General features: G+C 71.4%; 24 protein-coding genes. 12 read left to right on the top strand and 12 right to left on the bottom strand.

Annotation, left to right across the window (positions count from 1 at the left end; translation table 11 throughout):
- Window positions 1-127: 127 nt before the first annotated feature.
- From ND450_RS05855 to ND450_RS05840, 4 genes are all read right to left on the bottom strand, one after another.
- Window positions 128-625: a MarR family winged helix-turn-helix transcriptional regulator gene (locus ND450_RS05855; protein WP_253325129.1), complete on the bottom strand. Its 498-nt coding sequence runs from the start codon at window positions 623-625 to the stop codon at window positions 128-130.
- Between the two features lie 169 nt (window positions 626-794).
- Window positions 795-2,228, bottom strand: a complete 1,434-nt coding sequence (locus ND450_RS05850; protein ID WP_253325128.1) for an alpha/beta fold hydrolase — start codon at window positions 2,226-2,228, stop codon at window positions 795-797.
- Window positions 2,229-2,266: 38 nt separating this feature from the next.
- Complete coding sequence (locus ND450_RS05845; protein ID WP_253325127.1) at window positions 2,267-4,678, bottom strand: ABC transporter permease; 2,412 nt, start codon at window positions 4,676-4,678, stop codon at window positions 2,267-2,269.
- A complete protein-coding gene (locus tag ND450_RS05840; protein WP_253325126.1) occupies window positions 4,678-5,421 on the bottom strand; it encodes an ABC transporter ATP-binding protein in 744 nt (247 codons plus the stop codon). Before ND450_RS05840 ends, ND450_RS05845 begins: the two co-directional genes overlap by 1 nt.
- A gap of 149 nt (window positions 5,422-5,570) precedes the next feature.
- Here ND450_RS05840 and ND450_RS05835 point away from each other — a divergent pair, with 149 nt between their 5' ends.
- Together ND450_RS05835 and ND450_RS05830 are read left to right on the top strand one after the other, a co-directional pair.
- Window positions 5,571-6,722 (top strand): sensor histidine kinase, encoded by a 1,152-nt coding sequence (locus tag ND450_RS05835; RefSeq protein ID WP_253325125.1) that lies wholly within the window; start codon window positions 5,571-5,573, stop codon window positions 6,720-6,722.
- Window positions 6,719-7,375, top strand: a complete 657-nt coding sequence (locus ND450_RS05830; RefSeq protein WP_253325124.1) for a response regulator transcription factor — start codon at window positions 6,719-6,721, stop codon at window positions 7,373-7,375. The genes ND450_RS05835 and ND450_RS05830 overlap by 4 nt, the downstream gene beginning before the upstream one ends.
- A gap of 103 nt (window positions 7,376-7,478) precedes the next feature.
- On the opposite strand, the gene ND450_RS05825 is transcribed toward ND450_RS05830, so the two are convergent.
- Window positions 7,479-8,078, bottom strand: coding sequence for a TetR/AcrR family transcriptional regulator (locus tag ND450_RS05825; RefSeq protein ID WP_253325123.1), 600 nt, complete (start codon window positions 8,076-8,078; stop codon window positions 7,479-7,481).
- Window positions 8,079-8,231: 153 nt separating this feature from the next.
- On the opposite strand from ND450_RS05825, the gene ND450_RS05820 reads away from it, so the two are divergent.
- From ND450_RS05820 to ND450_RS05810, 3 genes are read left to right on the top strand one after another with little or no spacing between them, the layout of a single operon-like run.
- Complete coding sequence (locus ND450_RS05820; RefSeq protein WP_253325122.1) at window positions 8,232-9,479, top strand: cytochrome P450; 1,248 nt, start codon at window positions 8,232-8,234, stop codon at window positions 9,477-9,479.
- Window positions 9,476-9,670: a ferredoxin gene (locus ND450_RS05815; protein WP_089922807.1), complete on the top strand. Its 195-nt coding sequence runs from the start codon at window positions 9,476-9,478 to the stop codon at window positions 9,668-9,670. The genes ND450_RS05820 and ND450_RS05815 overlap by 4 nt, the downstream gene beginning before the upstream one ends.
- Complete coding sequence (locus tag ND450_RS05810; RefSeq protein WP_253325121.1) at window positions 9,670-10,833, top strand: NAD(P)/FAD-dependent oxidoreductase; 1,164 nt, start codon at window positions 9,670-9,672, stop codon at window positions 10,831-10,833. Before ND450_RS05815 ends, ND450_RS05810 begins: the two co-directional genes overlap by 1 nt.
- Before the next feature lie 202 nt (window positions 10,834-11,035).
- Here the strand turns inward: ND450_RS05810 and ND450_RS05805 are convergent, their stop codons facing one another.
- Window positions 11,036-12,019, bottom strand: a complete 984-nt coding sequence (locus ND450_RS05805) for a hypothetical protein (RefSeq protein WP_253325120.1) — start codon at window positions 12,017-12,019, stop codon at window positions 11,036-11,038.
- Between the two features lie 74 nt (window positions 12,020-12,093).
- Window positions 12,094-13,119 carry a S1 family peptidase gene (locus ND450_RS05800; protein ID WP_253325119.1) on the bottom strand — a complete coding sequence of 342 codons (1,026 nt, stop codon included), beginning with the start codon at window positions 13,117-13,119 and terminating at the stop codon, window positions 12,094-12,096.
- Between the two features lie 241 nt (window positions 13,120-13,360).
- Between ND450_RS05800 and ND450_RS05795 the strand changes: the two genes are divergently transcribed.
- The 4 genes from ND450_RS05795 to ND450_RS05780 all read left to right on the top strand — a co-directional run bounded on the left by ND450_RS05795 (window position 13,361) and on the right by ND450_RS05780 (window position 17,797).
- Window positions 13,361-13,852: an SRPBCC family protein gene (locus ND450_RS05795; RefSeq protein WP_253325118.1), complete on the top strand. Its 492-nt coding sequence runs from the start codon at window positions 13,361-13,363 to the stop codon at window positions 13,850-13,852.
- An 84-nt stretch (window positions 13,853-13,936) separates the two neighbouring features.
- On the top strand, window positions 13,937-15,553 hold the full coding sequence (locus tag ND450_RS05790; protein WP_253325117.1) for an ATP-dependent DNA helicase RecQ: 1,617 nt from the start codon (window positions 13,937-13,939) through the stop codon (window positions 15,551-15,553).
- 73 nt (window positions 15,554-15,626) lie between these two features.
- A complete protein-coding gene (locus tag ND450_RS05785; protein ID WP_305885209.1) occupies window positions 15,627-16,526 on the top strand; it encodes an SDR family oxidoreductase in 900 nt (299 codons plus the stop codon).
- Between the two features lie 65 nt (window positions 16,527-16,591).
- Window positions 16,592-17,797 carry an MFS transporter gene (locus ND450_RS05780; RefSeq protein WP_253325116.1) on the top strand — a complete coding sequence of 402 codons (1,206 nt, stop codon included), beginning with the start codon at window positions 16,592-16,594 and terminating at the stop codon, window positions 17,795-17,797.
- Between the two features lie 42 nt (window positions 17,798-17,839).
- On the opposite strand, the gene ND450_RS05775 is transcribed toward ND450_RS05780, so the two are convergent.
- Together ND450_RS05775 and ND450_RS05770 are read right to left on the bottom strand one after the other, a co-directional pair.
- The gene (locus tag ND450_RS05775; RefSeq protein WP_253325115.1) at window positions 17,840-18,736 is read right to left on the bottom strand and encodes an oxidoreductase; all 897 of its coding nucleotides are present in this window, start codon (window positions 18,734-18,736) and stop codon (window positions 17,840-17,842) included.
- A gap of 54 nt (window positions 18,737-18,790) precedes the next feature.
- On the bottom strand, window positions 18,791-19,858 hold the full coding sequence (locus ND450_RS05770; RefSeq protein WP_253325114.1) for a spore photoproduct lyase family protein: 1,068 nt from the start codon (window positions 19,856-19,858) through the stop codon (window positions 18,791-18,793).
- A 136-nt stretch (window positions 19,859-19,994) separates the two neighbouring features.
- Between ND450_RS05770 and ND450_RS05765 the strand changes: the two genes are divergently transcribed.
- Window positions 19,995-20,558 (top strand): dihydrofolate reductase family protein, encoded by a 564-nt coding sequence (locus ND450_RS05765; RefSeq protein ID WP_253325113.1) that lies wholly within the window; start codon window positions 19,995-19,997, stop codon window positions 20,556-20,558.
- 219 nt (window positions 20,559-20,777) lie between these two features.
- On the opposite strand, the gene ND450_RS05760 is transcribed toward ND450_RS05765, so the two are convergent.
- Together ND450_RS05760 and ND450_RS05755 are read right to left on the bottom strand one after the other, a co-directional pair.
- Window positions 20,778-21,701, bottom strand: a complete 924-nt coding sequence (locus ND450_RS05760; protein WP_253325112.1) for a hypothetical protein — start codon at window positions 21,699-21,701, stop codon at window positions 20,778-20,780.
- A gap of 84 nt (window positions 21,702-21,785) precedes the next feature.
- Window positions 21,786-22,775 carry an ABC transporter permease subunit gene (locus tag ND450_RS05755; RefSeq protein ID WP_253325111.1) on the bottom strand — a complete coding sequence of 330 codons (990 nt, stop codon included), beginning with the start codon at window positions 22,773-22,775 and terminating at the stop codon, window positions 21,786-21,788.
- A 517-nt stretch (window positions 22,776-23,292) separates the two neighbouring features.
- Between ND450_RS05755 and ND450_RS05750 the strand changes: the two genes are divergently transcribed.
- A complete protein-coding gene (locus tag ND450_RS05750) occupies window positions 23,293-23,625 on the top strand; it encodes a hypothetical protein (RefSeq protein WP_253325110.1) in 333 nt (110 codons plus the stop codon).
- 94 nt (window positions 23,626-23,719) lie between these two features.
- Window positions 23,720-25,042 (top strand): sodium:proton exchanger, encoded by a 1,323-nt coding sequence (locus ND450_RS05745; protein ID WP_253325109.1) that lies wholly within the window; start codon window positions 23,720-23,722, stop codon window positions 25,040-25,042.
- Window positions 25,043-25,063: 21 nt separating this feature from the next.
- Here ND450_RS05745 and ND450_RS05740 read toward each other — a convergent pair whose 3' ends face one another.
- Window positions 25,064-25,717, bottom strand: a complete 654-nt coding sequence (locus ND450_RS05740; RefSeq protein WP_253325108.1) for a GPP34 family phosphoprotein — start codon at window positions 25,715-25,717, stop codon at window positions 25,064-25,066.
- Window position 25,718: the final 1 nt, after the last annotated feature.

Below are 25,718 nucleotides of genomic sequence, written 5' to 3'. Positions count from 1 at the left end.
CGTGGTGCGCCGTGCTGCGTTCCGAGGAGGACTACCACGCCGTCAAGAACGCCGTGTTCGACTTCGACGTGGCACTCACCCGGCACTGGCAGCGCACGGCCACCGTCACCTGAAACGCCCTGTGCCGTCAGCCCTTGCGACGGCGAGGCGTGGCCGACCGCGGCGGGGTCGAGCGCATGTGGTCGCGCACCGGCGCCAGCAGTCCGGCGAGGGTGTGGACGTCCTCGTGGGAGAGCGGTTCGAACAGCAGCCCGCTGACCACCTCGACGTGGCCGGGCAGCACCTTCGCCAGCAGCTCGCGGCCTGCGTCGGTGATGGTGACCGTGACGCTGCGCTCGTCCTCCGCGGACGGCGTGCGTTCGACGAGGTGGGCCTTCTCCAGCAGGCCGACCTGGTAGGTCAGGCCGCTGCGGCTGTAGACCACGCCGTCGGCCAGGTCGGTCATGCGGTGGCTGCCCGTCGGTGAGTCGCCGAGCCGCGCCAGCAGCTGGAACTGGACGTAGCTGAGGTCGCCCGCGTCCTTCAGCTGCTGTTCGACCGCGTGGCGCAGCAGGCTCGTCACCTCGACGAGGGCGAAGTAGGCGCCGAGCTGGACGGGGTCGAGCGACGGCGGTGAGTCGGGCATGACCGCAGTCTACTGCTTCGAATTCGAAGAGCTGAGCATCCCGGCGGCCACCTGCGGTCACCCGGCGGGCGTGGGAACCGGGATCGGCCTGGTGCGCCGTGTTCGACTTCGACACCGCAATCGCCCGGCACTGGCGGCGCGCCGGCACCGTCGTCTCCGCTTCCTGAGGTCAAAGCGCAGTCGCTGGAACGGGCGCGCCCGCACAGCTGCTCGTCGACGTGCGGCCGGTGTCGAAGAACGTCACCGCGGCTTCGGCGCAGGGCAGGTCCTGCAACGAGCCGTGCGCGTCGTCCTCGACCGTCATCAGGTCACCGCCGATGCGGCCGCGCATCTCCAGGGCCCAGCCGATCGGCGTCACCGGCTCGTACAGGTGGGCGACGAGCTGCACCGGGCTCCTGCCCGCCTTCACGCTCCACGGTCTTCCCTCCACCGGCCAGCCGACGCAGCGCTGTTCGAAGATCCCGAACCGGCCGGCGACGGGGAAGCGTTCGCCGCGCTCCTCGTGGTGGCGCCACACGGTCTCGAAGTCGCGAGGGCTGGGAGAGTCGTTGCACAGCAGGGCGGTCTGCGGGAACGGGTCGTATCGGTGAACGTCGGCGTCCCAGCCGAGTCCGGCGGGGCGTGCCGGTGCGGTTGCCCCGGTGTCCTCGACGGACCTGAGCCGGGCGGCGAGGTCCGCCCACTCCCTGCGGGGGTTGGCGTACATCAAGTTCACGGTGTCGCCGTCGACGACGCTGCCGTCGGGCATGGTGCGCGGGTGTGCGGTCAGCTCGGCCCTCAGGTCCAGGAGTGCCCGCACCACGGCGGTCTGGGTCGAGCCGAAGCGGTAGACGGTGTCGTAGCGGGCGATCCACGCGGCGAACTCGTGGAAGGTGTTCTCCCCCGCGTTGGCCTGACCATCGTCCATCGTCTTCACGTCGAGCACCGGTGGTACGACCGAGTCGAGCAGCATCCGGGTCACGCGGTCGTCGAACAGCGTGCGGTACATCGCCCCGAGACCGGTGCCCCACGAGATCCCGTAGTAGCCGATCTTCTGCTCGCCCAGCGCCTCGCGGATGACGTCCATGTCGCGGGCGACGTTCTCGGTCGTCATGGACCGGGCGAGCTCCGGGTCGCGGTCGAAGCACTCGCGGTTGCGCCTGGCGTCGCGTTCGGCGGTGAACCGGGCGCGTTCCCCGGGCGACAACGACGGTCCGGGCTGCGTCTCGTCGGGTTCGCACGCGATGGATGTGCTGTAGCCGATGCCGCGCGGGTCGAAGCCGATGAGGTCGTGGTGGACGTTGAGCCCGCTCGCCCTGCTCCCCGCCAGGTGGCGGGGCATCGTGACGCCCTGCCGGCCGGGGCCGCCGGGGTTCACCAGGATCACGCCAGTCCGGTCACCGATCGCCTCGAGCCTGCTGACCGCGATCTCGAGCTGCCGCCCGCCGGGGTCGTCGTGGTCGAGCGGGACCCGGACCACCGCGCATTCCGTGCGCTGGTCGTCCGGTTCCCACCCGGCGGCCACCGCCGAGCACGGTTTCCAGTCCGGACGGTCCGCGGCGGAAGCGACGCCGCTGGTGCAGAGCGCGAGCACGGAGCTCGTCAGTACGACCACGGAAATCATGGGGCGCAACGGTTTTCTCCTCGTCTCGAAGGTGGCGGTCACTCGGTGTCCGTCTTGATCGCCGTCAGGATCGGGATCCGCACGGCGCGGCGGGCGGGTACGAATGCCGCGGCGACACCGATCGCCACGGTGATCGCCAGGAACACCGCCAGCCGGTCCCAGGGCAGCACGGGGGTGGTGCTCGCCTGGCCGCTCACCGTCATCGCCCCGATCACGCAGCCCGACACGACACCGGTCACGGCACCGATCACCGCGATGATCACCGACTCGATCCGCAGCACGGCGCCGACCTGGGACCGGCCGAGCCCGACGGCGCGCAGCAGGCCGATCTCGCGAACGCGTTCCATCGTGGACATCGTCATGGTGTTGACGACGGACATCGCGCCGATCAGGACGGAGACGCTCAGCATCGCGTAGAGCAGGTTGAGGAACAGGTCGTACTGCGAGGCCTGCGACTCGGCGTGCTCGTCGCGCGTCTGCACCACCAGGGCCGGGTTGTCCAGCGCGCCGCGGATGTCGTCACGCACCTTCTCCGCCGACCCGCTGGCCTTGACCAGCACCTCGCGGTTCCACAGCTCGTCGGACGGGATGTTCGGCGTGTCGACCAGGGCGTCGGCGCCGAACTCCTCCGGTGCGTCGAACAGGGCCACGACCGTGAGAGGTTTCTCCTTGCCCACCTTCGATCCCAGCGTCCAGCCACGCGCCGCGGCGACGCCGCTGTCCAGTGCGATCCCCGTCCCCAGCTGGTCCAGCGAGCCTTCGCGAATCGTCAGCGGCACCAGGGCGCTGATCGACCCCGCGTTCACCGCGGTCACGTCCAGGAAGCCCTTGTCCAACGGCAGCGGCGCGTGCCGCAGAGCCGTGACGTGCTCGACGCCGGGAACCTTCGCGATCTCGTCGGCCACGCCAGGACCGATGTCCGCGAACGGGAGCGCCTCCACCCGCACGTCCGCGTGGTTCCAGGACTTCGCGTCCTCCGCGCTCTTCGCCGAGATCGACGCGATGGGCACGGTGACGGCCGCGCACACCGACAGCCCGATCATGAGCGCGCTCGCCGTCGCACCCGTGCGGCGGGGGTTGCGGCGCGTGTTCTCCACGGCGAGGGTGCCGGTGAGCCCGGCGACGCGGGTCAGCGGGCCGCGCAGCACGGAGGTCAGGCCCGCGGCGAGCAACGGGGTGAGGATGATCAGGCCGATCAGCATGGTGGGCGCGCCGAGGTAGATCATGGTCTGCTCACTCCGCCCGAGCACGACCATCAGCGTGCCGATCGCGGTCACCACGAAGCCGGTGATGTTCCTGCGGCGCAACGACTTCCCGGACGGAGGCAGACCGGTGCGCAGTGCCGCGACAGGCGGGACGGCGGCGGCCCGGCGAGCAGGGAGGTACGCGGCCAGCAGCGTCACGCCGAGCCCCACACCGAACGCCGCGAGCAGGGTGGCCGGGGTGAACGGCCGCAACGGGACCGGCGCCCCGTCGAACACGGCGAACCGTGCCTTCAACACCGCCGCGCCGGCCACGCCCAGCAGGTAGCCGAGCACGGTCGCGACGACGCCCAGCAGGGTGGCCTCGGTGAGGACCATGCGCAGCACGTACCGCCGCCCGGCGCCGACCGCCCGCAGCAACGCGTGTTCGCGTGACCGTGCGGCGGCGAGCATCGTGAAGGTGTTGGCCACCAGGAAGGCCGACGAGAACAGCGCCACGCCCGCGAAGATCAGCAGGATCGTGGTGAGCTTGTCGTTGTCACGCGCCTCGATCGCGGTCAGCTCGTCCGCGGTCGACGTCCGCAGATCGGGCAGCGCGTCGTCCACCGCCGCGGCCAGCGCACCCGGACCCGTGCCCGGCGCGGCGGTGAGCAACGCCGAGGTGTAGCCGCCGGCACCGGGGTCGAAGTGCTCCCTCGCCGTCTCGTCGGCGAACGCGACGAGCGCGCCTCCCTGCACGATCCTGGTGTCCTGGAAGTCGAACACGCCGGTCAGCCGGACGTCGTGCGCCGTGCCCGCCACCACGACCCGCATCGCGTCGCCGACCTGGTACCCCGCGCGTTCGGCGGCCCAGCGGTCGAGCGCGACCTCGTCCGGGCCGGCCGGAGCCGCGCCGCTGATCAGCTTGAAGCGCTGTGGGTCGAAGCCGATTCCGCCGTCGGCTCCCGGAGTCCCGACGAGCGCGCCGTCCCTGCCCACCAGGAAGGCCGGGCCCTCCGCGACCGGGCGCACGGAGCCCACCCCGGCCACGCCGCGCAGCCGTTCGACCGTCGCCGGGGACATCGCCTCGTTGTCCCGCCGCTCGACCTGGACGTCGAAGTCCTTGGGAGCGCCCTGCACCGCCGCCCGCACGGTGTCGCCGTAGACGAGCGACCCGGTGACGAACGCGACGCCGAACAGGATCGCGATCGCCGGCAGGAGGAAGCGCGTGCGGTTGTCCACCACGGACCGCCAGGCCACCCGGATCATCAGAGCACCGCCTGACCGTCGAAGTGGCGCATCCGGCCGAGCACCAGGTCCGGTGTGGGGTCGTGCATCTCGTCGACGATCCGTCCGTCGGCGAGGAACAGCACGCGGTCGGCGTACCCGGCGGCGATCGGGTCGTGCGTGACCATCAGGACCGTCTGCCCCCACTCCTTCGCGCACCGGCGCAACAAGGCCAGGATCTGCGCTCCGGTGCGGGAGTCGAGGTTGCCGGTCGGTTCGTCGGCCACCACGATCTCGGGCCGTGACACGAGCGCACGTGCGCAGGCCACGCGCTGCTGCTGGCCGCCGGACAGCTCCGAGGGCCGGTGCCCGAGCCGGTCACCCAGCCCCACGGCGTCGATCACCCGCCGCGTCCAGTCCTCGTCCGGTCGCGTCCCGGCGAGCGTCAACGGCAGGACGATGTTCTCCCAGGCCGTCAGCGTGGGCAGGAGGTTGAACGACTGGAAGACGAACCCGATCTTGTCGCGTCGCAGCCGCGTGAGCTCGGCCTCCTTCAACGAGCCGAGGTCGGCGCCACCGACCCAGGCCTTGCCCGAGGTCGGCGTGTCGAGCCCGGCCAGGCAGTGCATGAACGTGGACTTGCCGGAGCCGGAAGGCCCCATCACCGCGGTGAACTCACCGCGCCGGAACTGCGCGGACACCCCCGCCAGCGCCGTCACCGCGGCGGGCCCGGACCCGTACACCTTGCCCAGCCCGTCGGCCACGGCCACCGTTGCCTGAACCATCTGACACCGTTCTCGTCGACTTCGGGGAACGGTGCACAGCCTCTCGGCGGCAGGCCTCTCGCGGATCCACCTCACCGATGAGTGATCTCGGGGCGACTCCACCAGAAGGTTGAGGACGCCCCTGACGGCTCTGACCTACCGTCGGCGTCATGAAAGGCATCCTGGCGCGGCTCACGTGGTGGCAGCGCGTCGTCTTCGGGCTGATCGTCGCGGCCGGGGCCGCCCTGCTGGTGGTCGAGGCGGGCGCCTCACCGAGCGCGTACGGTGCCGTGGGCGTCGTGGTGTGCGGTGTCCTGCCCTCCGCGGCGCTGTTCACGCGCCACCTCACGGCGCTCGCGGTGGCGGGCATCGGCGCGCTGTCGATCACCTTCACCGTCCTGTGCGCGACCGTGGTCCCCGGTCATCTCGACAACACGTTCGGGTTGTTCGAGCTGATCGGGCTGGCCTGCCTCTCCGTCCGGACGCTGCTGGTCTTCAGCGCCTGGCGCGCGGCCGGGCTGTGCGCGCTGCTGGGCTTCGCCGCGACCACGCTTCCGTTGCGACTGGCGGACCTGGACGACCTCCTCACTCCGGCCATGATCATCGTCATCGCCGTGGTGCTCGCGTTCGTCCTGCTGCTCGGTCTGTTCATGCGACTGCACGACCGCAGCCGCACCGACTCGTTCCAGCTGTCCCGGCAGGCGCTACGCCTCGAGTACGCCCGCGACCTGCACGACTTCGTGGCACACCACGTGACGGCGATCGTCGTGCAGACCCAGGCCGTCCGCTTCGCCACCGGCAGCGGGCAGCTCCCGGACCCGGTGGTGCTGGACAACATGCTCGACGGCATCGAAAGGGCGGGCTCGCAGGCGTTGACGTCGATGCGGACCATGGTCGACGTCCTGCGCGACGACGCCACGCCGCTGCACCCCCACCAGGCGCTCACGCTGATGGTCACCGACCTCGCCACCAGCTTCACCGGCGCTCCCGTGACCACCGCCGTCGACCCGGCCATCGCCGCCCTGGACCTGCCCGCGACCACTGTGGACGCTGCCCGGCACGTCGTGCAGGAGGCGCTCACCAACGTGCTGCGGCACGCCACCCGCGTCAGCCAGGTGACGATCAGCGCCCGCTCCCGTGGCCAGGAGTTGGAGATCAGCGTCACCAACGACGGGCACGCGGGCGACAACGGCCTGCCCAAGGGCGGTTTCGGCCTCGTGGGCCTCACCGAACGGGTCGAGTCGGCAGGGGGGAGCCTCACCGCGGGACCGACAGGGCGCGGGTGGGCGGTCACCGCGCTTCTGCCATCCTCGGGCGCATGACCATCCGGGTGCTGATCGCCGACGACCAGGAGATGATCCGCTCGGCGTTCGGGATGATCCTCGGCACGCAGCCGGACATGGAGGTCGTGGCGAGCGTCGCGGACGGCGAGAGCGCGGTCGAGCAGGCCCGCCGCCTGCGCCCCGACGTCTGCCTGCTCGACATCCGGATGCCGGCCCTCGACGGCCTGGAGGCGACGCGTCTGCTCGCCGGACCCGGCGTCGACACGCCCCTCAACGTCCTCATCGCCACCACGTTCGACCTCGACGAGTACGTCTACCGCGCACTGCAGAACGGCGCGAAGGGCTTTCTGCTCAAGGATATGTCGCCGGCACTGCTGGTCGAGGCGGTCCGCGCCGCGGCCACCGGCACCAGCCTCATCTCCCCCGCCGTGACGGTACGCCTGCTGTCCAAGCTGGCACCGGCACGACAGAACTCCACTGTGGACAAACCGCTGCCCGAGCCGCTGACCGACCGCGAGTTGGACGTCGTGAAGCTGGTCGCCCACGGCCACACGAACGACGAGATCGGCGCCAAGCTGTACGTCTCCGTCGCCACCGTGAAGACGCACCTGGCGAACGCGCAGCGCAAGCTCGCGGTCCGCAACCGGGTCGAGGTGGCGGCTTGGGCGTGGCGTACCGGCGTTGTCGCCTGAGACCTGTTGCGGTTCGTGCCACTGATCACCGATGGCTGATTTCGGTCAACACTGAAGCCATAAAGAAAACAGAACCTCCGGTCGACCGTGAGCAGACCCGAGGTCAGCCGGCGAGAGCGGGAACCGGGATCGTCCTGGTGTGCAACAACTCCAGCACCCCGCGGGTGATGTCCGAGATCTCGACGGCACCACCGCTCGCGGTCCACTTCTGCACGACGACCTCGATGACGTTCATGGTGCTCGCGGCGGTGAGCTCGGCGAACAACTCGTCGTCCTCGACGTCCGGCCTGCGGAGGATCTCCTGGACCAGCCTCCGGCGCCAGGACCAGCAGAGGTCGGCGAGACCGGCCCGTAGACCCGTGGTGCGGCCGAAGATCTCGTAGAGGGCGAGCAGGCGCGCCGGGTTCTCCGTGATCGTCCGCTCGACGCTGTCGACGACCGCGTACAGCGCCTCGGACAGCGGCGTCTCGTCGGACTGGGCCTCGAACGCCTCCATCGCCGCGTTCAGCCCGTTCTCCACGAAGCTGACCACCAGCGCCTCTTTGGTGGCGTAGTAGCGGTACAGCGTGCGGGTGCCGACCTCGGCCGCCGCGGCGATCTGCTCGATCGTGGTGCCGTCGTAGCCGTGCGCGACGAACAGGTCGAACGCCGTGTCGGCGATGAACCGCCGGGTGCGTTCCATCTTCGTCTCGCGCAGACCCACAGCGCACCTCCTCGCCACGTTTGGCGGGAACGGTAGCACTGCCACTTGGCAGTGACTGTCAAGTGACACACGGTTGCGGCATGCATTGCCGTCTGGCAGCCTTGGTCATGTGACAGTGACTGCCATAATTCTTGGAGAAGGTGGCACGGACGAATGAGTGAGACCACCGTCGGCGCACGGCCGGACCTGGCCGGGTTCCCGACCGCGCGCGACCCCCGCTGCCCGTTCGACCCGCCCGCCGAGTACACCGAGCTCCGCGCCCAGGAGGGCACGGCTTCGCTGTCCTGCCCGGTCGGCATCGAGGCCCGCGTCGTCAGCCGGTACGACGACGTGCGCGCGATGCTGAGCAATCCGCAGCTCAGCTCGCACGCGGCCCCGTCCACGCACGTGGTGGCGGGCGGCCAGCTCGACCGGCCGGTGTCGCCCGGCAGCCTGCTGCACATGGACGGCCCGGACCACGCACGGCTGCGCCGCCTGCTGACGCCGGAGTTCACCGTCAAGCGGATCCAGGCCATGCGGCCCTACATCCAGCGACTGGTCGACGACCACGTCGACGCGCTGCTGGCGCACACCGGCCCCGTCGACCTGGTCTCGGAATTCGCGCTGCCGATCCCCTCGCTGGTGATCTGCGAGTTGCTCGGCGTCGACTACGCCGACCGCGACCGGTTCCAGCAGCAGACCGCGGTGCTCATCGCCACCAACAGCGACCCGGCCTCGCTGGAGCAGGCCAACCTCGAGGTCGTCGGGTTCATGACGCAGCTCGTGCTCGGCAAGCTCGCGGCGCCGGGCGACGACCTGCTGGGCAGGCTGATCGTCCGGGCGCGCGAGAGCGGCCGGGAGCTGTCCGTCGAGGAGCTCGTGACCCTGGGCATCACGCTGCTGATAGCCGGGCACGAGACCACGGCCAACATGATCGGCCTCAGCACGCTGGCCCTGTTGCGCCAGCCCGACCAGCTCGAGGCGCTGCGGGCGGACCCCGGTCTCGCGGGCACGGCCGTCGACGAGATGCTGCGGTACCTGTCGATCGTGCAGTTCGGCGTGCTGCGCCAGGCCACCGGCGACGTGACGGTCGGGGACGAGACGGTGAAGGCCGGGGAGTGGCTCGTCGCCGTGCTGTCCGCCGGCAACCGGGACGAGTCGGTGTTCCCCGACCCCGACCGCATCGACCTCCGGCGCCAGGCGACCGCGCACCTCGCGTTCGGCTACGGCATCCACCAGTGCCTCGGCCAGCAGCTCGCGAGGGTCGAACTGCAGGAGGTGTTCGCCCGGCTGCACCAGCGCATCCCGACGCTGCGGCTCGCCGTGCCGTTCGAGGAGGTCGAGTTCAAGGACGACGCGCTGGTCTACGGCGTGAAGGCGCTGCCGGTCACCTGGGACCGCGCCGGGGAGGACGCGCGATGAAGGTCCGGATCGACGTCGACGCCTGCGTGGGCGCGGGCCAGTGCGTGCTCGCCGCACCGGACGTGTTCGACCAGCGCGACGAGGACGGCATGGTGGTCCTGCTGCTGGAGACCCCGCCGCCCGCGCTGGAGGCGGCGGCCGAGCACGCCGCCCTGCTGTGCCCGGCGCTGGCGATCGCGGTGGACAGGTAGTGGGAAGCCTCGAACGGGTGGTCGTCGTCGGCGCTTCGGCCGCCGGCGTGACCACCGCCGAGACGCTGCGCCGCGAGGGTTACACCGGCGAACTCGTCCTGGTCGGCGACGAGAAGGTACTCCCCTACGACCGGCCGCCACTGTCCAAACAGGTCCTGGCGGGCACGTGGGAGCCGGAGAAGACGGTGCTGCGGCCCGATTCCGCGTACGCCGGGCACGGGATCGAGCTCAAGCTCGGGAGCGCCGCGACCGGACTGGACCTCGCCCGTCGCACGATCGCCCTGTCCACCGGCGAGGAGATCGGCTACGACGGCCTGGTGATCGCCACCGGGACGACCGCGCGGACGTTGCCGTCCGGACACGACCTCACCGGCGTGCACGTGCTGAGGACCGTCGACGACGCGGTGGCGTTGCGCGGCGACCTGCTGCGGTCGTCGTCGGTGGTGGTCGTCGGCGCCGGCTTCCTCGGCTCTGAGGCGGCGGCGTCGGCCCGGCGGCTCGGGCTGGACGTGACGCTGGTCGACCCACTACCGCTGCCGCTCGTCCGCCAGTTCGGCGACGAGGTCGGCACGGCGATCGCCGGACTCCACGAGGAGGAGGGCGTGCGGCTGCGCCTCGGGACCGGCGTGACCGCGCTGCACGGCGAAGGCGCGGTGACGGGCGTCGAACTCTCCGACGGCACGGTGCTGCCGGCAGACGTCGTGCTGGTGGCGATCGGCGCGCGGCCCGCCACCGGCTGGCTCGACGGCTCCGGGGTGCCGGTGGACGACGGCGTGGTCTGCGACGCCACCTGCCGGGCCGCCGACGGCGTGTACGCGGCAGGCGACGTGGCCCGGTGGTTCAACCCGCACTTCGGTGGCCTGATGCGGGTCGAGCACCGGATGAACGCCACCGAGCAGGGCATGGCGGTGGCCCGGAACCTGCTCGGCGCGCAGGTCCCGTTCGCCCCGGTGCCGTACTTCTGGACCGACCAGTTCGACGCCAGGATCCAGGCGTACGGCGTCTTCCCGGCCGAAGCGGAGATGGTGGTGGCGCACGGCGGCATCGCCGAAAGGAAGTTCGTGGCGCACTACCACGCGGACGGCCGGGTCGTCGGTGTGCTCGGGTGGAACATGGCCAGGCAGCTGCGGATGGACCGGCAACTGATCCGTTCGGCCGCCTGAACTCGTCGCCGGCACCTGCTCCCCCGCGTCACCGGGACCTGCGGCCCGCACCGGCCGAAGGTCTTCGCGGAACCACCGCCATGTCGCCGTGGTGGGCGCGGTCGCCATCGCGACGATGCTCCTCGCCGCGCGCCTCATCGGGCGAAGAAGGGCTGAGTTCGGCCGGTCGCGGCCGCCCCGTGCAGGGCGGCCGCGACCGCCGTCAGACGGCCCGCGCGATGGCGATGTTGCCCGCCAGCCGGTCCCCGGCCTCGTAGATCATGTACTCGCGGCCCTGGTACGTGCCGAACGAGGGCGCGGCCGCCCTGCCGTTGTCCGGTGAGCCGGACACGGAGTCGTGGAAGACGCCCAGGTGCCTGCGCAGGGAGAAGTCGCGGCCCACCTCGGTGATGAGGATGTTGCCACCGCTGCCGATGTCGGTGTTGTAGACGACGTAGACGCTGTTGTTGCGGAAGAGCAGGTGCGGGCCGCCGACGTTGACCGCGCCGACGTCCTGGTGGCGGATCAGCGGGGTCTGGGAGAAGGTCCAGTCGCGGGCGTTCGGTGACCAGCCCCAGCCGATGTCGCGGTGGTTGGAGCGGTTGTTGAGCATGAACACCATGACGTAGCGGGCGCCGCGGGCCGTCAGGTCGTGCCGGAACACCCTGGCGTAGGAGGTCTCCGTGGTCCCTTCGGGCTGCAGGCGCGTGGAGAGGACCTCCTTCTCGTAGGTGAAGTTGATGCCGTCGGCGGAGCTGGCCAGGCGGGTCACCGTGTTCTCGCCGTGGAAGTAGAGGTACATGCGCTTGACGTCGTCGTTCCACATCGCGTGCGGCGACGACACGTGCGACACGCTGTACTCGCCGGGCCAGTTCCTGGTGATGATGGGATTTCCCGGGTATTCGGTGAATTCCTCGTCGAGGGTGTTCGCATAGGCCAGGCAGATGCCGCCCGGTGCGTCGTGCGGCGCGTAATAGAGGTAATAGGCGGCACGCGCGCCGGGAATCCGGTCTTTCGTGCCCCGGATGGTGGGGAAGATCAGTTCGTTCGTGGGGTTGTAGCGGAGTTTGCTCTTGACGAGCGCGAGCCTCTGGTACCGGTAGTCCGGGAAGCCCGCGGGGGCCGCGGCGGCGGGGGCGGCCGTGCCCGCTGTGCCCGCCAGCAGTGCCGCGCTGCCGAGCAGCAGCCGGCGACGGTTGAACGACATGGGAATGCTCCTCGGCGCTGGGGAACTCCTTGGTGGACGGACCGGGCCACCGTGGCGGCCCGGTCAGGTGGTGCTCAGTAGATGGCCACGCCGTAGGCCCGGAGGGCCTCGGTGACCGGCTGGTAGAACGACCGCCCGCCGCTCGTGCAGTCACCGCTGCCGCCGGAGGTCAGGCCGAGCGCGGTGTCGTCGGCGAACAGCGGTCCTCCGCTGTCGCCGCCCTGCACGCAGACAGTCGTGCCGATCATGCCGGTCACCGTCGTGCCGTCGACGTAGTTCACGGTCACGTTCAGACCGGTGACCTTGCCGCGGTGGAAACCCGTGGTGCTGCCGCTGCGGCCGACGGTCTGGCCGACGACCGGGTCGCCGGCGCGGGCGATGTCGCGCTGGCTGCCGTTGTAGAGGTTGACCGAGCCCGGCCGGTTGATGCTGCTCGTGTAGCGGAACAGGGCGTAGTCGTTGCCGGGGAAGCTCGTTCCCACGCGGGACGCGATGACCTGACCACCGGAGGTGCTCCAGGTGGAGGTGGCGTTGCCGCAGTGGCCCGCGGTGAGCAGGAAGGCGGTGCTGGTGCCGGGCGTCTTCACGTTGAAGCCGAGCGAACACCGCACGCCGCCACCCAGGATGGCGTCGCCGCCCGTGATCGTCGGCCGGAACGAGCCGCCGACCTGCTCCAGCCTCGCGGTGTCGCCGAGTCCCGCGACCACGTTCCTCAACCGCGCGAGCGCGTCGCCGGTGACGGTCGTGTCGGCGGACACCACGACCTGGTTGGTGACCGGGTCGACTCCCCATGAGGTGCCGGGGATCTTGGCCGTGCGGTCCAGGACTTCCGTGGTGGCGTCGAGCGTCGCGGCGCTGTGCTCGACGACCCGAGCGCGTGCACCGGCCGCGGTCACGGCCTTCGCCGCGGTCGCGTCGGTGACGGTGACGACGAGCTGCCCGCTGTCGTCCACATAGGACCCGGCGCTCGCGGGCCCGAGCCTCGCGTGCAGGGTGCCGGCGAGTTGAGCCGGCTCGGCCCGGGCGATCGGCGCGCTCACGACGAGCCCCGCCGCCAGGGCTGTGACTGCGGCCAGGGTGAGGGTGGCAGTGCGACCCATCAATTCTCCTCGACTGTTCCGTGACGGAAGGCGGGGCGGCTCGCCTGGCTACGGACAGACAGAGTGCTCGTTTCCCAGAAATGCGTCCAGACGATAATTTTTATTTGTCGCGCATTGGCGTCTTGATTGGCTCGGAGAAAGCCCGTCGCTTTCGATTCGGAAGTTCGGCCGCACCGGCTGCGCGGCGGTGGCCAAGACGGCTAGCGTGTCTTCGGCCACTCGAGGACTGGAGCGCTCGGCGATGAAGTACACCGTCTCGTTGGAGATCGCCCTGCCGCGGGAGCGGGTAGTCCAACTGCTCGCCGACCCGCGGCACCTGCCCAAGTGGTTGCGGGGCCTGGTCGTGCACGAGCCGTTGAACGGGGTGCACGGGGAACTCGGCACCCGGTCGCGCGTCGTGCTGCGGACGGGCCGGCAGGAGTTCGAGGCCACCGAGACGATCACGCGCCGGGAACCGGTGGACCTGCACGCGATCCCGCAGGACGTGGTCGTCCACTTCGAACGCGAGACCGTCGCCGAGGGCATGTGGAGCGTCACGCGCGACCGCCTGACCGAGATCGGCCCGGAGGCGACGCTCTGGGTGAGCGAGAACGAGTACCGGTTCAGCGGCGTGCTCATGCGGGTGGTGGGGCTGGTGGTGCCCGGCACCTTCCGCAAGCAGTCGCTGCGGCACATGCGGGACTTCAAGGCGTTCGCCGAGGACGGCCGGGACGTGCGCGACACCGACGTGTGACGCGGCCCGTGTTTGCCTGCGCGCTGCCGGGCTAACTCCTCCGCACCGGAACGAGACCCAGCGGAGGCGACACGGGTGCGAACCATGCCTGCGGACGAGCAGCTCGTCGAAACGGCGGACGAGGTCTTCGGCTGGACCGAGCTGCGCCGGGAGCAACTGCTCGGCATGCGGCACCTCCTGGACGGCCGGGACGTGCTGCTCGTCATGCCGACCGGCGCCGGGAAGTCGGCCGTCTACCAGGTCCCGGCGATCCTGCTCGACGGTCCGGCCGTGGTCGTGTCGCCGCTGATCGCCCTGCAACGGGACCAGGTCGCCTCGCTGCGGCGGGCCGGCGCGCCACCGGCGGAGGCGGTCAACTCGGGTCAGTCCGCGGAGGACAACGAGCAGGCCTGGCAGGCGTTCGACGAAGGCGGCACGAAGTACCTCTTCCTGTCACCCGAACAACTCGCGGACGCCGGCACGCTCGAGCGGCTGCACCGGGCGAGACCCTCGTTGCTCGTCGTGGACGAGGCCCACTGCGTGTCGGCGTGGGGGCACGACTTCCGGCCCGACTACCTGCGGCTCCGGCACGTGGTCGAGCGGCTGGGCCATCCGCCCGTGCTCGCGCTCACGGCCACCGCCAGCGGTCCGGTCCGCGCGGACGTGATCGAGCACCTCGGTCTGCGCGATCCCGCGGTGCTCGTCGCCGGGTTCGACCGGCCCAACCTGCACCTGGCCGTGCGGTTCGGCACCGACGACGACCAGCGCCGGCGCATGGTGACCGACTGGGTGGCGGACCGTCCCGGACCGGGTCTGCTGTACGTGCCGACCCGCAAGGACGCCGAGCGGTACGCGGACGACCTGATCTCCCGGGGCGTGGCCGCGGCCGCCTTCCACGCAGGCATGAAGGCCGCTGACCGCAGGCGGGTGCAGGACGCGTTCATGCGGGGCGACGTGCGCGTGGTCGCGGCCACCTCCGCGTTCGGCATGGGCATCGACAAACCGGACGTGCGGTTCGTCGCGCACGCCGCGACGCCCGGCTCCCTCGACGCCTACTACCAGGAGATCGGCCGGGCGGGCCGCGACGGCGAGCCCGCGGACGCGGTGCTCTTCCACCGGCCGGAAGACCAGGGCCTGCAACGGTTCCTGACCGGGAGGACCCTGGACCGCGAGTGCGTGCGCGAGGTTGCGGCCTTCGTGCGCCGACGGCGGACCGGCGTCGCGATCACCGACCTGGCGCGGCGGCTGGACCGGTCGCGCCGCAAGGTCACCGCCGTCGTGAACCTGCTGGAGGGCGCGGGGGTCGTGCGGACCGGTCACGACCGGGTCCGGTACGAGGAGGGCGCTCCGCCGCCCGCGAAAGCCGTCGCGGCGGTGGCCGAGGAGGCGGAGAGGCAGGAGCACCGGGACCGTTCGCGGCTCGAGGTCATGCACCGCTACGCCGACACGCGCGACTGCCGCCGGCGGTTCCTGATCGGCTACTTCGGCGAGGAGCTCGACCGGCCCTGCGGCCACTGCGACACCTGCGACGAGGGCGTGGCCGACGACGACTCCGTGAGCACCGAGTACCCGCCGAACTCCCCCGTGCGGCACGACCAGTGGGGCCGGGGCACGGTCGTGCACCACGAGGCCGACCGGTTGATGGTGCTGTTCGACGACGTCGGCTACAAGACGCTCTCCCTCGCTGCGGTGCGCGAGACCGGAGTGCTCACCTCGGTGTGACGCGCGGTTGGGCGTCGTCCGCGTGGGAACACCTGCGGTTCCGGAGTCGACCCGTCGCGAGGTGACCGCACACATGTCCGCAGACCAGTACACCCGCCAGGACCCGCGCGAGCAGTACCCGCGCCCCGGCCGCCAGGAGGGCCGGGAGCAGCCGCATCCCGGCACCGGCAGCCGGATGGGCCCCGAGCCGGACCACGGCGAGCGCACCTACCGGGGTGCCGGCCGCCTGCCCGACACCAAGGCGGTGATCACCGGCGGGGACTCCGGCATCGGCCGCGCCACCGCGCTGGCGTTCGCCCGCGAAGGCGCGGACGTGCTGCTCTCCTACCTGCCCGAGGAACAGGCCGACGCCGAGCGGACCGCCGAGCTCGTGCGCGACGCGGGCCGCCAGGCCGTGCTCGTGCCGGGTGACCTGCGCACCGAGGACGCGTGCCGCGAGCTGGCCGGGCGCGCCGGGGAGGAGTTCGGGCGCATCGACGTGCTGGTGAACAACGCGGCCTTCCAGATGGCGCAGAGCGACGGCCTGCTGGGGATCAGCAGCGAGCAGTTCGACCAGGTCTTCAAGACCAACGTGTACGCGCTGTTCTGGCTGTGCAAGGCGGCGGTGCCGCTCATGCGACCCGGTTCCGCGATCATCAACACGTCGTCGATCCAGGCGTTCACGCCCTCGCCGGAGCTGATGGACTACGCCGCCACCAAGGCCGCGATCGTCAACCTCACCAAGTCGCTGTCCGCCGACCTCGTCGAGAAGGGGATCAGGGTCAACTCGGTCGCCCCCGGTCCGGTGTGGACACCTCTCATCCCGGCGACGATGCCCGCGGAGAAGGTCGACGAGTTCGGCGCTCAGACCCCGATGGGACGCGCCGGGCAACCGGCGGAGCTGGCGCCGGTGTTCGTGTTCCTGGCCTCGCAGGAGTCGAGCTACGTGACCGGGGAGGTCGTCGGCGTCACCGGGGGCCAGTTCCTCAACTGAGCACAGCGTCCACCACGTGGTACTTCCCGCTTGAGAAATACCTATCCGTGACCTACGGTCGAGCCGTGCACGGTGATCACGCCCCGGAGACGGCTGCGCCTGGTCCGGGGCGCAGGCTGTTCGCCCTGCTGCTCGTCAACGCCGTCCTGGCGCAGGTCGTCACGTTCGTCCTGCGCCCCGCCGCCACGTACCGCGCGATCGAGCTCGACGTCCCCAGCGGCTGGCTGGGGGCGCTGACCGCGCTGTTCGCCGTCGTTCCGCTGGTGCTCGCCGTCCCCTCGGGGCAGGCCACCGACCGCTTCAGCGAACGGCGCGTGATGATCGCCGGAGGGGTGCTGATGACGGCGTCCGCCGTCGTGCTGCTGCTCGCCGGGTCGACCACGGCCGGGCTGGCCGCCGGGATCATCGTCCTCGGCACCGGACACCTGCTCTGCGTCGTCGGGCAGCAGGCCGCCGTCGCCAACTCCGCCCCGGACGGCAGGTTCGACACCGCGTTCGGCCACTACACCTTCGCCGCCTCGCTCGGGCAGGCCGCCGGGCCGGGCCTGATCATCCTGGCAGGCGGTGGCCGGGCGGTCCCCGACACCGGCCTGCTGTTCGCCGGTTCGATCGGCATCGGCCTGGTGCTCACGCTGAGCGCGCTGTTCATCCGCACGCCCGCCAGGCCGCCCGGATCGCGGGAGCAGGAGGCAGGCGGGATGCGGACGCTGGTCCGGCTCCCCGGTCTGCCCCGCGCGCTGCTGGTCAGCTGCGTCGTGCTCGCCGCCGTCGACATCACCCTGGTCTACCTGCCCGCGCTCGGCACCGATCGCGATCTCAGCGCGGGGTTCATCGGATTGCTGCTGACCCTGCGGGCCGTCGCGTCGATGACGTCGCGCTTCTTCCTCGGCAAGCTCGTCACGCTCCTGGACCGCCGGCGGCTGATGGTGGTCACGACGGTGCTGTCGGCGTTGTCCATGGCCGCTCTCGCGTTGCCGCTGCCGCCCGCCGCCCTGGCGTGCCTGGTCGTTTTCCTGGGTCTGGGCCTCGGCGTCGGCCAGCCGCTCACCATGGCGTGGCTGGCGAGCTCCACGCCACCGGGCCTGCGGGGCCGCGCCATGTCCCTGCGCCTCACCGGAAACCGGCTCGGCCAGGTCGTGCTCCCCAGCGCGGTCGGCGCCCTCGCGATCACCACCGGGGCCGCGGGCGTCCTCTGCGCCACCGCCGCGGCCCTGGGTGCCGCCGCCGCGCTCGCCGGCCGCCGCACGGCGGAGACGGCAGGCACCTCCTGAACAGTCCGCCGACGTCTTCCCGATCGGCGGCAGGCGCGGCGTTCAGGGCGTCGCGGTCAGCGGGAAGGTCACCCCGGTGAGGCGCTCCGACGTCTCCCACAGCCTGCGCGCGAGCACCGGGTCGCTGGCCGCCGCCGACCGGCCGACCAGCGCGGGGTGGCCGTGCATCTCGAACCGCCCGTCCGGGCCGACGTAGCTGGCGCCCGGCAGGTCCTGCGTCGCCGCGTACAACGTGGGGAGCGCGCCTTGCAGCTCCGTCTGCGCAAGGTAGCGGCCGGCCACGTGCACGAGCTTGACCAGGTACTTGTTGCGCCCTTTGGTGCCGAGGTTGGACGCCGTGTAGCCGGGGTGGGCGGACAGCGCGCGCACGGACGTCCCGGCCTCGCGAAGGCGCCGCTCCAGCTCCAGGGTGAACAGCAGGTTCGCGAGCTTCGACCGGCCGTAGGCCTTCACCGCGGTGTAGCCGGAGCGGGCGAAGTCGAGGTCGTCGAGGTCGAGCACGCCCGCCTTGTGCGCGCCGGAGGCCACCGTCACCACGCGGCCGGTGATCGACGGCAGCAGCAGGTTGGTCAGCGCGAAGTGGCCGAGGTGGTTGGTGCCGAACTGCAGCTCGAACCCGTCCGCCGTGTGGCGGTGCGGGGTCATGGCGACACCGGCGTTGTTGACGAGGACGTCGAGCTCGCCGTGCCAGCCCTCGGCGAACGCGCGGACCGATGCCAGGTCCGCCAGGTCCAGTTCGCGGACCTCGGTGGTGCCGGACATGGCGGCCGCCGCCCGTTCCCCGGCGGCGACGTCGCGCACCGCGAGCACCGTGCGCGCCCCGGCCGCGGCGAAGGCGGTGGCCGTGCCCCGGCCCACCCCGCTCGCGGCACCGGTCACCACGACGGTGCGACCGGTGAGATCGGGCAGGTCGTCGGCGGTCCACCGGTTCTTGGCCATGATCGCCAGCTTATTCGCCCGTTGCGGGCTCGGCGTGACAGGTCGGCGCGCGTTTCAGAAGGCGTACCGGACGCGCAGGTACGGCGCGTGCGCCTGCACGAGCGCCAGGAACGAGTCGAGGAGCTCCCGCTTGAGCCCGCGCCGGTAGCGGACGTTGACCCCACCGCCCTCGCTGCGCTTGACCTCCTGCAGATCGGGACGCCACAGCAGGTCCTCGGCGCGCGGGTGCCAGCGCAGGTTCACCTCGTGCAGCGGCTGGTTGTGGGTGAGCATGATGACCTCGGCGGCCAGTTGCTCGCGGGTGGCCGCCGACGTGGCGTCCCCGAGCGACTCGAGCAGCTGCCGCCAGTCCTCGAGCCAGCCGTCGTGCACGACCACGGGGCTGAGGTTCACGTGCACCTCGTAGCCCGCCTCGCGGAAGTCGTCGAGCGCGGCGAGGCGTTCCGCGACCGGGGTGGTGCGGATGTCGAGCAGTTTCGCGGTGCGTTCGGGCATGAGCGAGAACCGGACGCGGGTGCGACCGCGCGGATCCCACTCCAGCAGGTCGCGATTGACGTACTTGGTCGCGAAGGAGGCCTTCGCGCTCGGCAGACCGCGGAACAGCTCCACCAGGTCCCGCACGTTGTCGCTGACCAGCGCGTCCGCCGAGCAGTCCGAGTTCTCCCCGATGTCGTAGACCCACGCCCGGTCGTCGATCTGGCCCGGCTCGGCCATCGGCCCCTGCCGCGCGACGTGGCGGCTCAGGTAGCCGGTGATCTGGTCGATGTTCGCGAACACCGTGATCGGGTTCGAGTAGCCCTTGCGCCGCGGCACGTAGCAGTAGGCGCAGGCCATCGCACACCCGTTGGCCGTGGACGGCGCGATGAAGTGCGCCGAGCGCCCGTTGGGCCGCGCGCTGAGGGACTTCTTCACCCCGAGCACCAGCGCCTCGCGCTTGATCCGCACCCAGCGGCGGGCGTTGGCCTCGTCCCCGTGCAGCTCGGGGATGCGCCAGTGGCTGTCGACCTCGACCCGCTCCGCGTCGGGGAACCTGTCCAGCACCTCACGGCCGCGCGGCAGCAGCGCGGCGGCGGGCTCGACGTAGATCCGGGTCGGGCTCAGCAAGGGCGTCGGCGTGCTCACCCTTGCAGTGTCCACACGACACCGACAAAAACGCGGCCACCGCCCACTGCGGTGTCGTACGCCACGCGGGTGCCGATGATTTCTGCGCGCCGCGCCGGTCCGTACACCTCGAACCGACTGACGGAAGGATGACGCCATGCGGAAACTGATCTACGGCATGAACCTGAGCCTGGACGGCTACGTCGCCGCGGCGGACGGTGACCTCGGCTGGAGCCAGCCGAGCGACGAACTGTTCGAGTGGTGGCTCGAACAGGAGAAGGCGATCGAGCTGTTCCTGTACGGGCGCGGGCTGTGGGAGACGATGAGCTCCCACTGGCCGACCGGCGACCAGCAGCCGGGCGCCACCCCGGCGGAGGTCGAGTTCGCGCGGAACTGGCGGGACACGCCGAAGGTGGTGTTCACCTCCGCGGCGATCGACGAGTCCCGCTGGAACACCCGCGTGGTGACCGGCGACGCGATCGCCGAGATCACCCGGCTCAAGGCCGGGGACGGCGGCCCGATGAGGGTCGGCGGCGCAAGGCTGGGCGGGGCGGCGGTGCGGGCCGGGCTGGTCGACGAGTTCGAGATCGTCACGCACCCGGTCCTGGTGGGCGGGGGCGCGCCTTTCCACACCGCGCTGGACGCGTGGGTGGGGTTGAGCCTGGTGGAGACCCGGACGTTCCCCGGTGGGGTGGTGGTGACCAGGTACCGGAGGCGGTGAGGCGGCTCGGGCAGGCGGTGGGCCAGGCAGGCGGTGGGCTGAGCGGTCAGGGAAGGCGGAAGCGATCGGGCCGGCGGAGGTGGTCGGGCACACCCGGCACACGCGGCGCTGCCCCCGCCGAACGCGTCATCCGCCAAGCCGCCGCACCGCCCTGCGCAACCCCTCGTCCCTCCGCACCCACTCAGAATTCGCGGCGCACGCCGCGTTCGCCTGCCGGCACTAGTGCAGGAGGCCGCGCAGCGCCGTGGCCGCCTTGGTCAGCGCGGCGCTCACCACCGCCCAGTCGGCGTCCTGGCTCCAGGAGCTCAGCAGCGTCACGGCGTAGGTGTCACCGACCTCGACGAACCCCGTGCTGTTGAGCACGCGCCGGCCGTTCGCGCTGCCCCAGCCCTGCTTGACCGCCCACGTCGCGTCCGGCAGGCCGCTGGGGATGCCGAAGTACTGGTCGAACCCGTCCGCGGCGGCGCGCGGTGCGTCGGCCATCGCCGACGTGAGCAGTTCACGGTCCTCGGGTTCGAGGCGGCCGGCGATGTGGCGGTAGACGAGCGAGACGTCCGACGCGGACATCGTCGTGCTCCCCCACTGGCCCGCGGTCGCCGGTGGCCGGGTGTGGCGCAGGCCCAGTGCTGTGGCCTGGCGGGTGACGATCGCCGGCCCGCCTCCGCTCTGCCACAACCGGCTCGCCACACCGTCGTCGCTGCGCGCCAGCATCGCGGTGACGTCGTTCTCCACGCTGCCGGAGTTCGTGGACGTCCGCTGCAGCAGGTCCAGCGCGATGAGCAGCTTCACCACCGACGCCGTGGGCTGGGCGAGGTCGGCCTTCCAGGACAGGGCGGTGGTGCAGGTGTCGAGGTCCACGACCTCCATCGACAGCACGGGGTCGTGCCCGACGCTCAGCAACTCCTGGCGCGCCTTCTCCAGGACGGGCACCGGTCCTGCCACCGGTGTGAACTCCGTGCACTCGGTACGCCAGTCGTCCGAGCCGGATCGGCCGACCACCACGGCGAGGACCGCGACCAGCACGATCGTCAGTCCTATCGGGACAGTCCACTTCCTCCGCCTGCGCCGCTTCGGCAGTCGGCGGGTCACCATCTCCGGCACCAGGTCGAGCGTCGGCGAATTCGGGTCATCTCGGATGGTCATTTTTCGTCCACGTCAAATAGAACTCGTCACGGCGAGTTGGCTTTTCGGGTTCGGCGAAGCCGGAGGAGATCGGTGAGGCGGTCGTCAGCTCTGCCTGCGCAGGGCCCAGGCGGTGGCGGCCAGCAACAGCACCGCGAGGCCCCCGAAGATCGCGAAGTCGTACAGGTGCGCCAGCGGGGCACTGCTCTCGGGGATGACGGACGCGTACCTCTTCACCAGGCCGGCGTCCGAGGTGCAGGCCAGGTATCCCTCGGTGGTGTTCAGCGTTCCCGCCGGCGTCAGCTTGCAGGAGTCGGCCAGGGCGACGGCCTTGTCGGAGGGCACCGGCCGGCCGGCTCCGTCGAGCCAGCCCGAGTCGAGCACGACGCCGTCCGCGCGCAGGTCCGCGTTCTCGCTGGCCCCGGACTCCCTGCGCTGCGAGGGCACCAGCCGGTACGCCACCCCGGACAGGGCGAAGCGCACGACCACGAACGCGGCGAGCCCCGCGGTCATCGCCACCAGGGTGCGGCGGAACACCGCGCCGAGGAAGGTGCCGAGCGTGAACGCGAAGAGCGCGTACGCGACCGGCGAGACGTGGTCGATGCCGAAGTTCAAGGTGTACAGCGGACCGTTCATCCGCGGCCCCAGCGTGCCGGCCGCGCTCAGCCACCACCAGACCAGGTACTGCAGCACCACCAGCACGACCAACGCCGGCACCAGCGCCACGACCAGCTTGCTGAACATCCACCGGGTGCGGCTCACCGACTGCGTGAACGCCAGCACGTGCGTGCCCTGCTCGAGCTCCTGCGCGTACAGCGGAGCCGCGACGAACACGCCGATCAGCGCCGGCAGGACGATGATCAGGGCGCGCGCGGACTCGAACGCGGTGCTCCAGTCCGTCCGGAACGCCTTCTGCGCCCCGGGCGGAGCCGCACACTCCTCGATGGACAGCGCCACGCACCGGGCGAGCTGCGACGAGTTCAGGACGTCGATCATGTCGTACCGCAGCAGCACGATGACACCCGAGCCGACGACCAGCACTCCGAGGAGGATGAGCAGTTGCAGGCGCTGCAACCGGAACGCCGCCCAGATCATGCCGCCACCTCCGCCGGCACGTGCGGGGGACAACACCCGCACCCCCTCCGGTGCACGGTCAGAGTTCCTTCGCGTGGTCACGGCCGCCTCCTCTCACCATCGACCACGCCAAGGTAACACATTTCACTATTTAAATAGTGAACTAGGTGAGGTTCGCGACCCCGAGGCAACTCCGGAGCGGCTGCGACGTCCTGCGACGGCACTCAGGACGGACCTGGGACGGTCCACGAGCTTCTCACTCGGCCGGACGACGCCGCGAAGGCCTGGACGAGCAGGTCCGGCCGGGGTCGGTGGGGAGCGCTCTCGCCCTACCTCCGCCGCTCCCCACCCAGGTGGCCGAGACGTCTCCGAGCATTCTGTCCTCAGTGGACGGAAGCGCGGACGCGGGGAGTCCGCCCGGTGATCATGTTCGGCACCATCGGCTGCACAGGTCCGGGCGCGAGCGGAGGGTACACGCACCCAGGCGCACCACGGACCGCCAGGTTTCCTCCGCTGCGCGCGGGGTAGCCGGTCGCTCATGGTGACTCGCGCGGACGACGAGATCCGCGGCACGAGGACGATGCAGGCGGAAGCCGACATCGTCCTCAACACGGCGGCGGACCCGTCCCAGGAGGCGGCGTGGCTGCCGGACTGGCTGCGGGACTGCGAACTGGACCTGAACGCGGACGAACGCACCCTGCGCTGGGTCCGGGACGACGAGCCGCAGGGCTTCCTCGCGGCCCAGCCCCGCGGCGCGGGGTCGAGCGAGGTCGAGATGGTGACGTACCAGGACGTCGCCGGCATCGACGCGGTGCAGGCCGCTCTGGGCGCCCTGGAAGCCGCGGTCGCGGAGAAGCTCACGGCCGGCTGACCGGGCGTGCGCGACCGCCGCGCCGGGTATCCGGCGCGGGACGACCGGGCGCCGACCTGCCCGGCCGGACGTCCCAGATCTGGAGGTGCGGTCGTTGCCCGCCGACCGACGACGCTCTCCCGCCCGGCTGCCGATCGCCGCCGCCGTCACCCTCCCCGGCGCCTACCTGGGGGCCGCGGACTACCTGGGCGGACCGCACCCCGACCTCCCTCCCGCCGTGGCCGCGGCGGTGTTCGGCATCGCGATCGTCGGCGCGGCGTTCGTGCTCGCCTGGGCGGCCGAAGCCGCTCAGGTCGACGTCAGCGCGGGTCTGGCCATCGCCGTGCTGGCGCTGGTGGCGGTGCTGCCGGAGTACGCGGTGGACCTCGTGTTCACGTTCGAGGCCGGCCAGGAGTTCGCGGCGAACGGCACCTGCGCGCCGCCACCCGGTGAGGCGGACCCGTGTTCGCTCGCGCTCGCGAACATGACCGGCGCGAACCGGGTGCTCGTCGGGTTCGGCTGGCCGCTGGTCGTGCTCGTCGGCACCATCGCCGTGCGGCGGGCGCAGCGGGAGAGCAGGTCGACCCACGAAGGACGGATCGCGCTCGCGCCGGTCATGTCGGTCGAGGTGGTGTTCCTCGCCCTCGCCACGCTCTACTCCCTGACGCTGCCGCTGCGCTCCTCCCTCACGATGGTCGACGCGGCGGTGTTCCTGGCGATCTTCGGCGGCTACGCCTGGCGGCTGTCGAAGGCACCGGTCGAGGAACCGACCCTGCTCGGGGTGTCCGAGTGGGTCGGCCGGCAGGAGCGCCGGCCCCGGCGGTGGTGGGTGATCGGCATGTTCGCCTTCGCCGGGATCGTCATCCTCGCCACCGCCGAGCACTTCGCGCAGAACCTCGTGGACACCGGCACGAGCCTCGGCGTGGACCAGTTCGTGCTCGTGCAGTGGGTCGCGCCGCTGGCGAGCGAGTCGCCGGAGCTGATCGTGGCCTGCCTGTACGCCGCCCGCCTGATGGCCTCGCACTCGCTCGGCACGCTGCTGTCCAGCAAGGTCAACCAGTGGACGCTGCTCGTCGGCACGATCCCGATCATGTTCGCGATCTCGAGCGCCAGCACCCACGGGCTCCCGCTCGACGGCCACCAGCGCCTCGAACTGCTCATCACCGCCGCCCAGTCGTTGTTCGCGGTCAGCATCCTCGCCGACCTCGGCCTCACGACCCCCGGCGCCGCGACCCTGTTCGGGCTGTTCGCGGCGCAGTTCACCGCCAGCGTCACGCTGCCCGACAGCGCGAACCGGGTCGTGATCCTCGTGCTGTCAGCGCTCTACGTCGTGCTGGCGGCCGCGCAACTCCTGCGCCGCAGGCGGATCGGCGTGCGCACCGCACGGGACGGCGTCGCGACCCCGTTCCCCGAACTCGTCCGGCGAGCGGAGAAGTGACCGCGGCACGCACGGCCGGGATCACGTCACCGTCGTGGCGACCACGGCCACCGTCACCGCGGCGGTGGACGCCGCGATCGCCGCCGCCGTCCTCGTCACCGCGGCGCTCACCGCCTCCGCGCCCCAGTTTCCGCGCTCCAGCTCCTTCGCGCGCCGGGCGACGTCGCCGGACCACGCGAGCTTCGGCCGCAGGGCGGGGAGGGCGCCGCTCGCCGACAGCAGGGCCGTCAGCGCGGCCGTGCGGGGATCCGGGGTCTCGCCGTCGACCAGCACCGCGCGGATGCGCTGCCGGACCTCCTCCTCGTGACGGGTGTCGGTCGCGGGCAGCGTGGTCATCCGGAAGATGCCCAGCACCCGCTTCTCCTCCCTGGCGATGAGGCCGCGCTCGACGAGGCGGTCGACGACCCGGGACCACATGTCGGCGCCGATCCGCGCGAGGAGCGAGTCGACGGACCGGGGCTTCTCGGCCACCTTCTCGTAGCCCGACCTCAGCAGCGGGTCGTCCGGTGCGGTGCCGGCGGCGACGACCTTCTTGTCCCGCACCTCGACCAGGCCGGCGAGGGCCAGTTCGACCAGCACGGCGCCGCCCATCGTGTAGTGCAGCGTGCCGGCGGCGGCCGGGGTGCCCGACTCGTCGTCCATCAGGAGCAGGGCGAGGTCCTCGACGATCAGCATG

This window comes from Lentzea sp. HUAS12, assembly GCF_024125735.1.
GTDB lineage: Bacteria > Actinomycetota > Actinomycetes > Mycobacteriales > Pseudonocardiaceae > Lentzea > Lentzea albida.
Note: the sequence above shows the minus strand (reverse complement) of the source record. Positions and strands in the feature narration are given on the sequence as shown.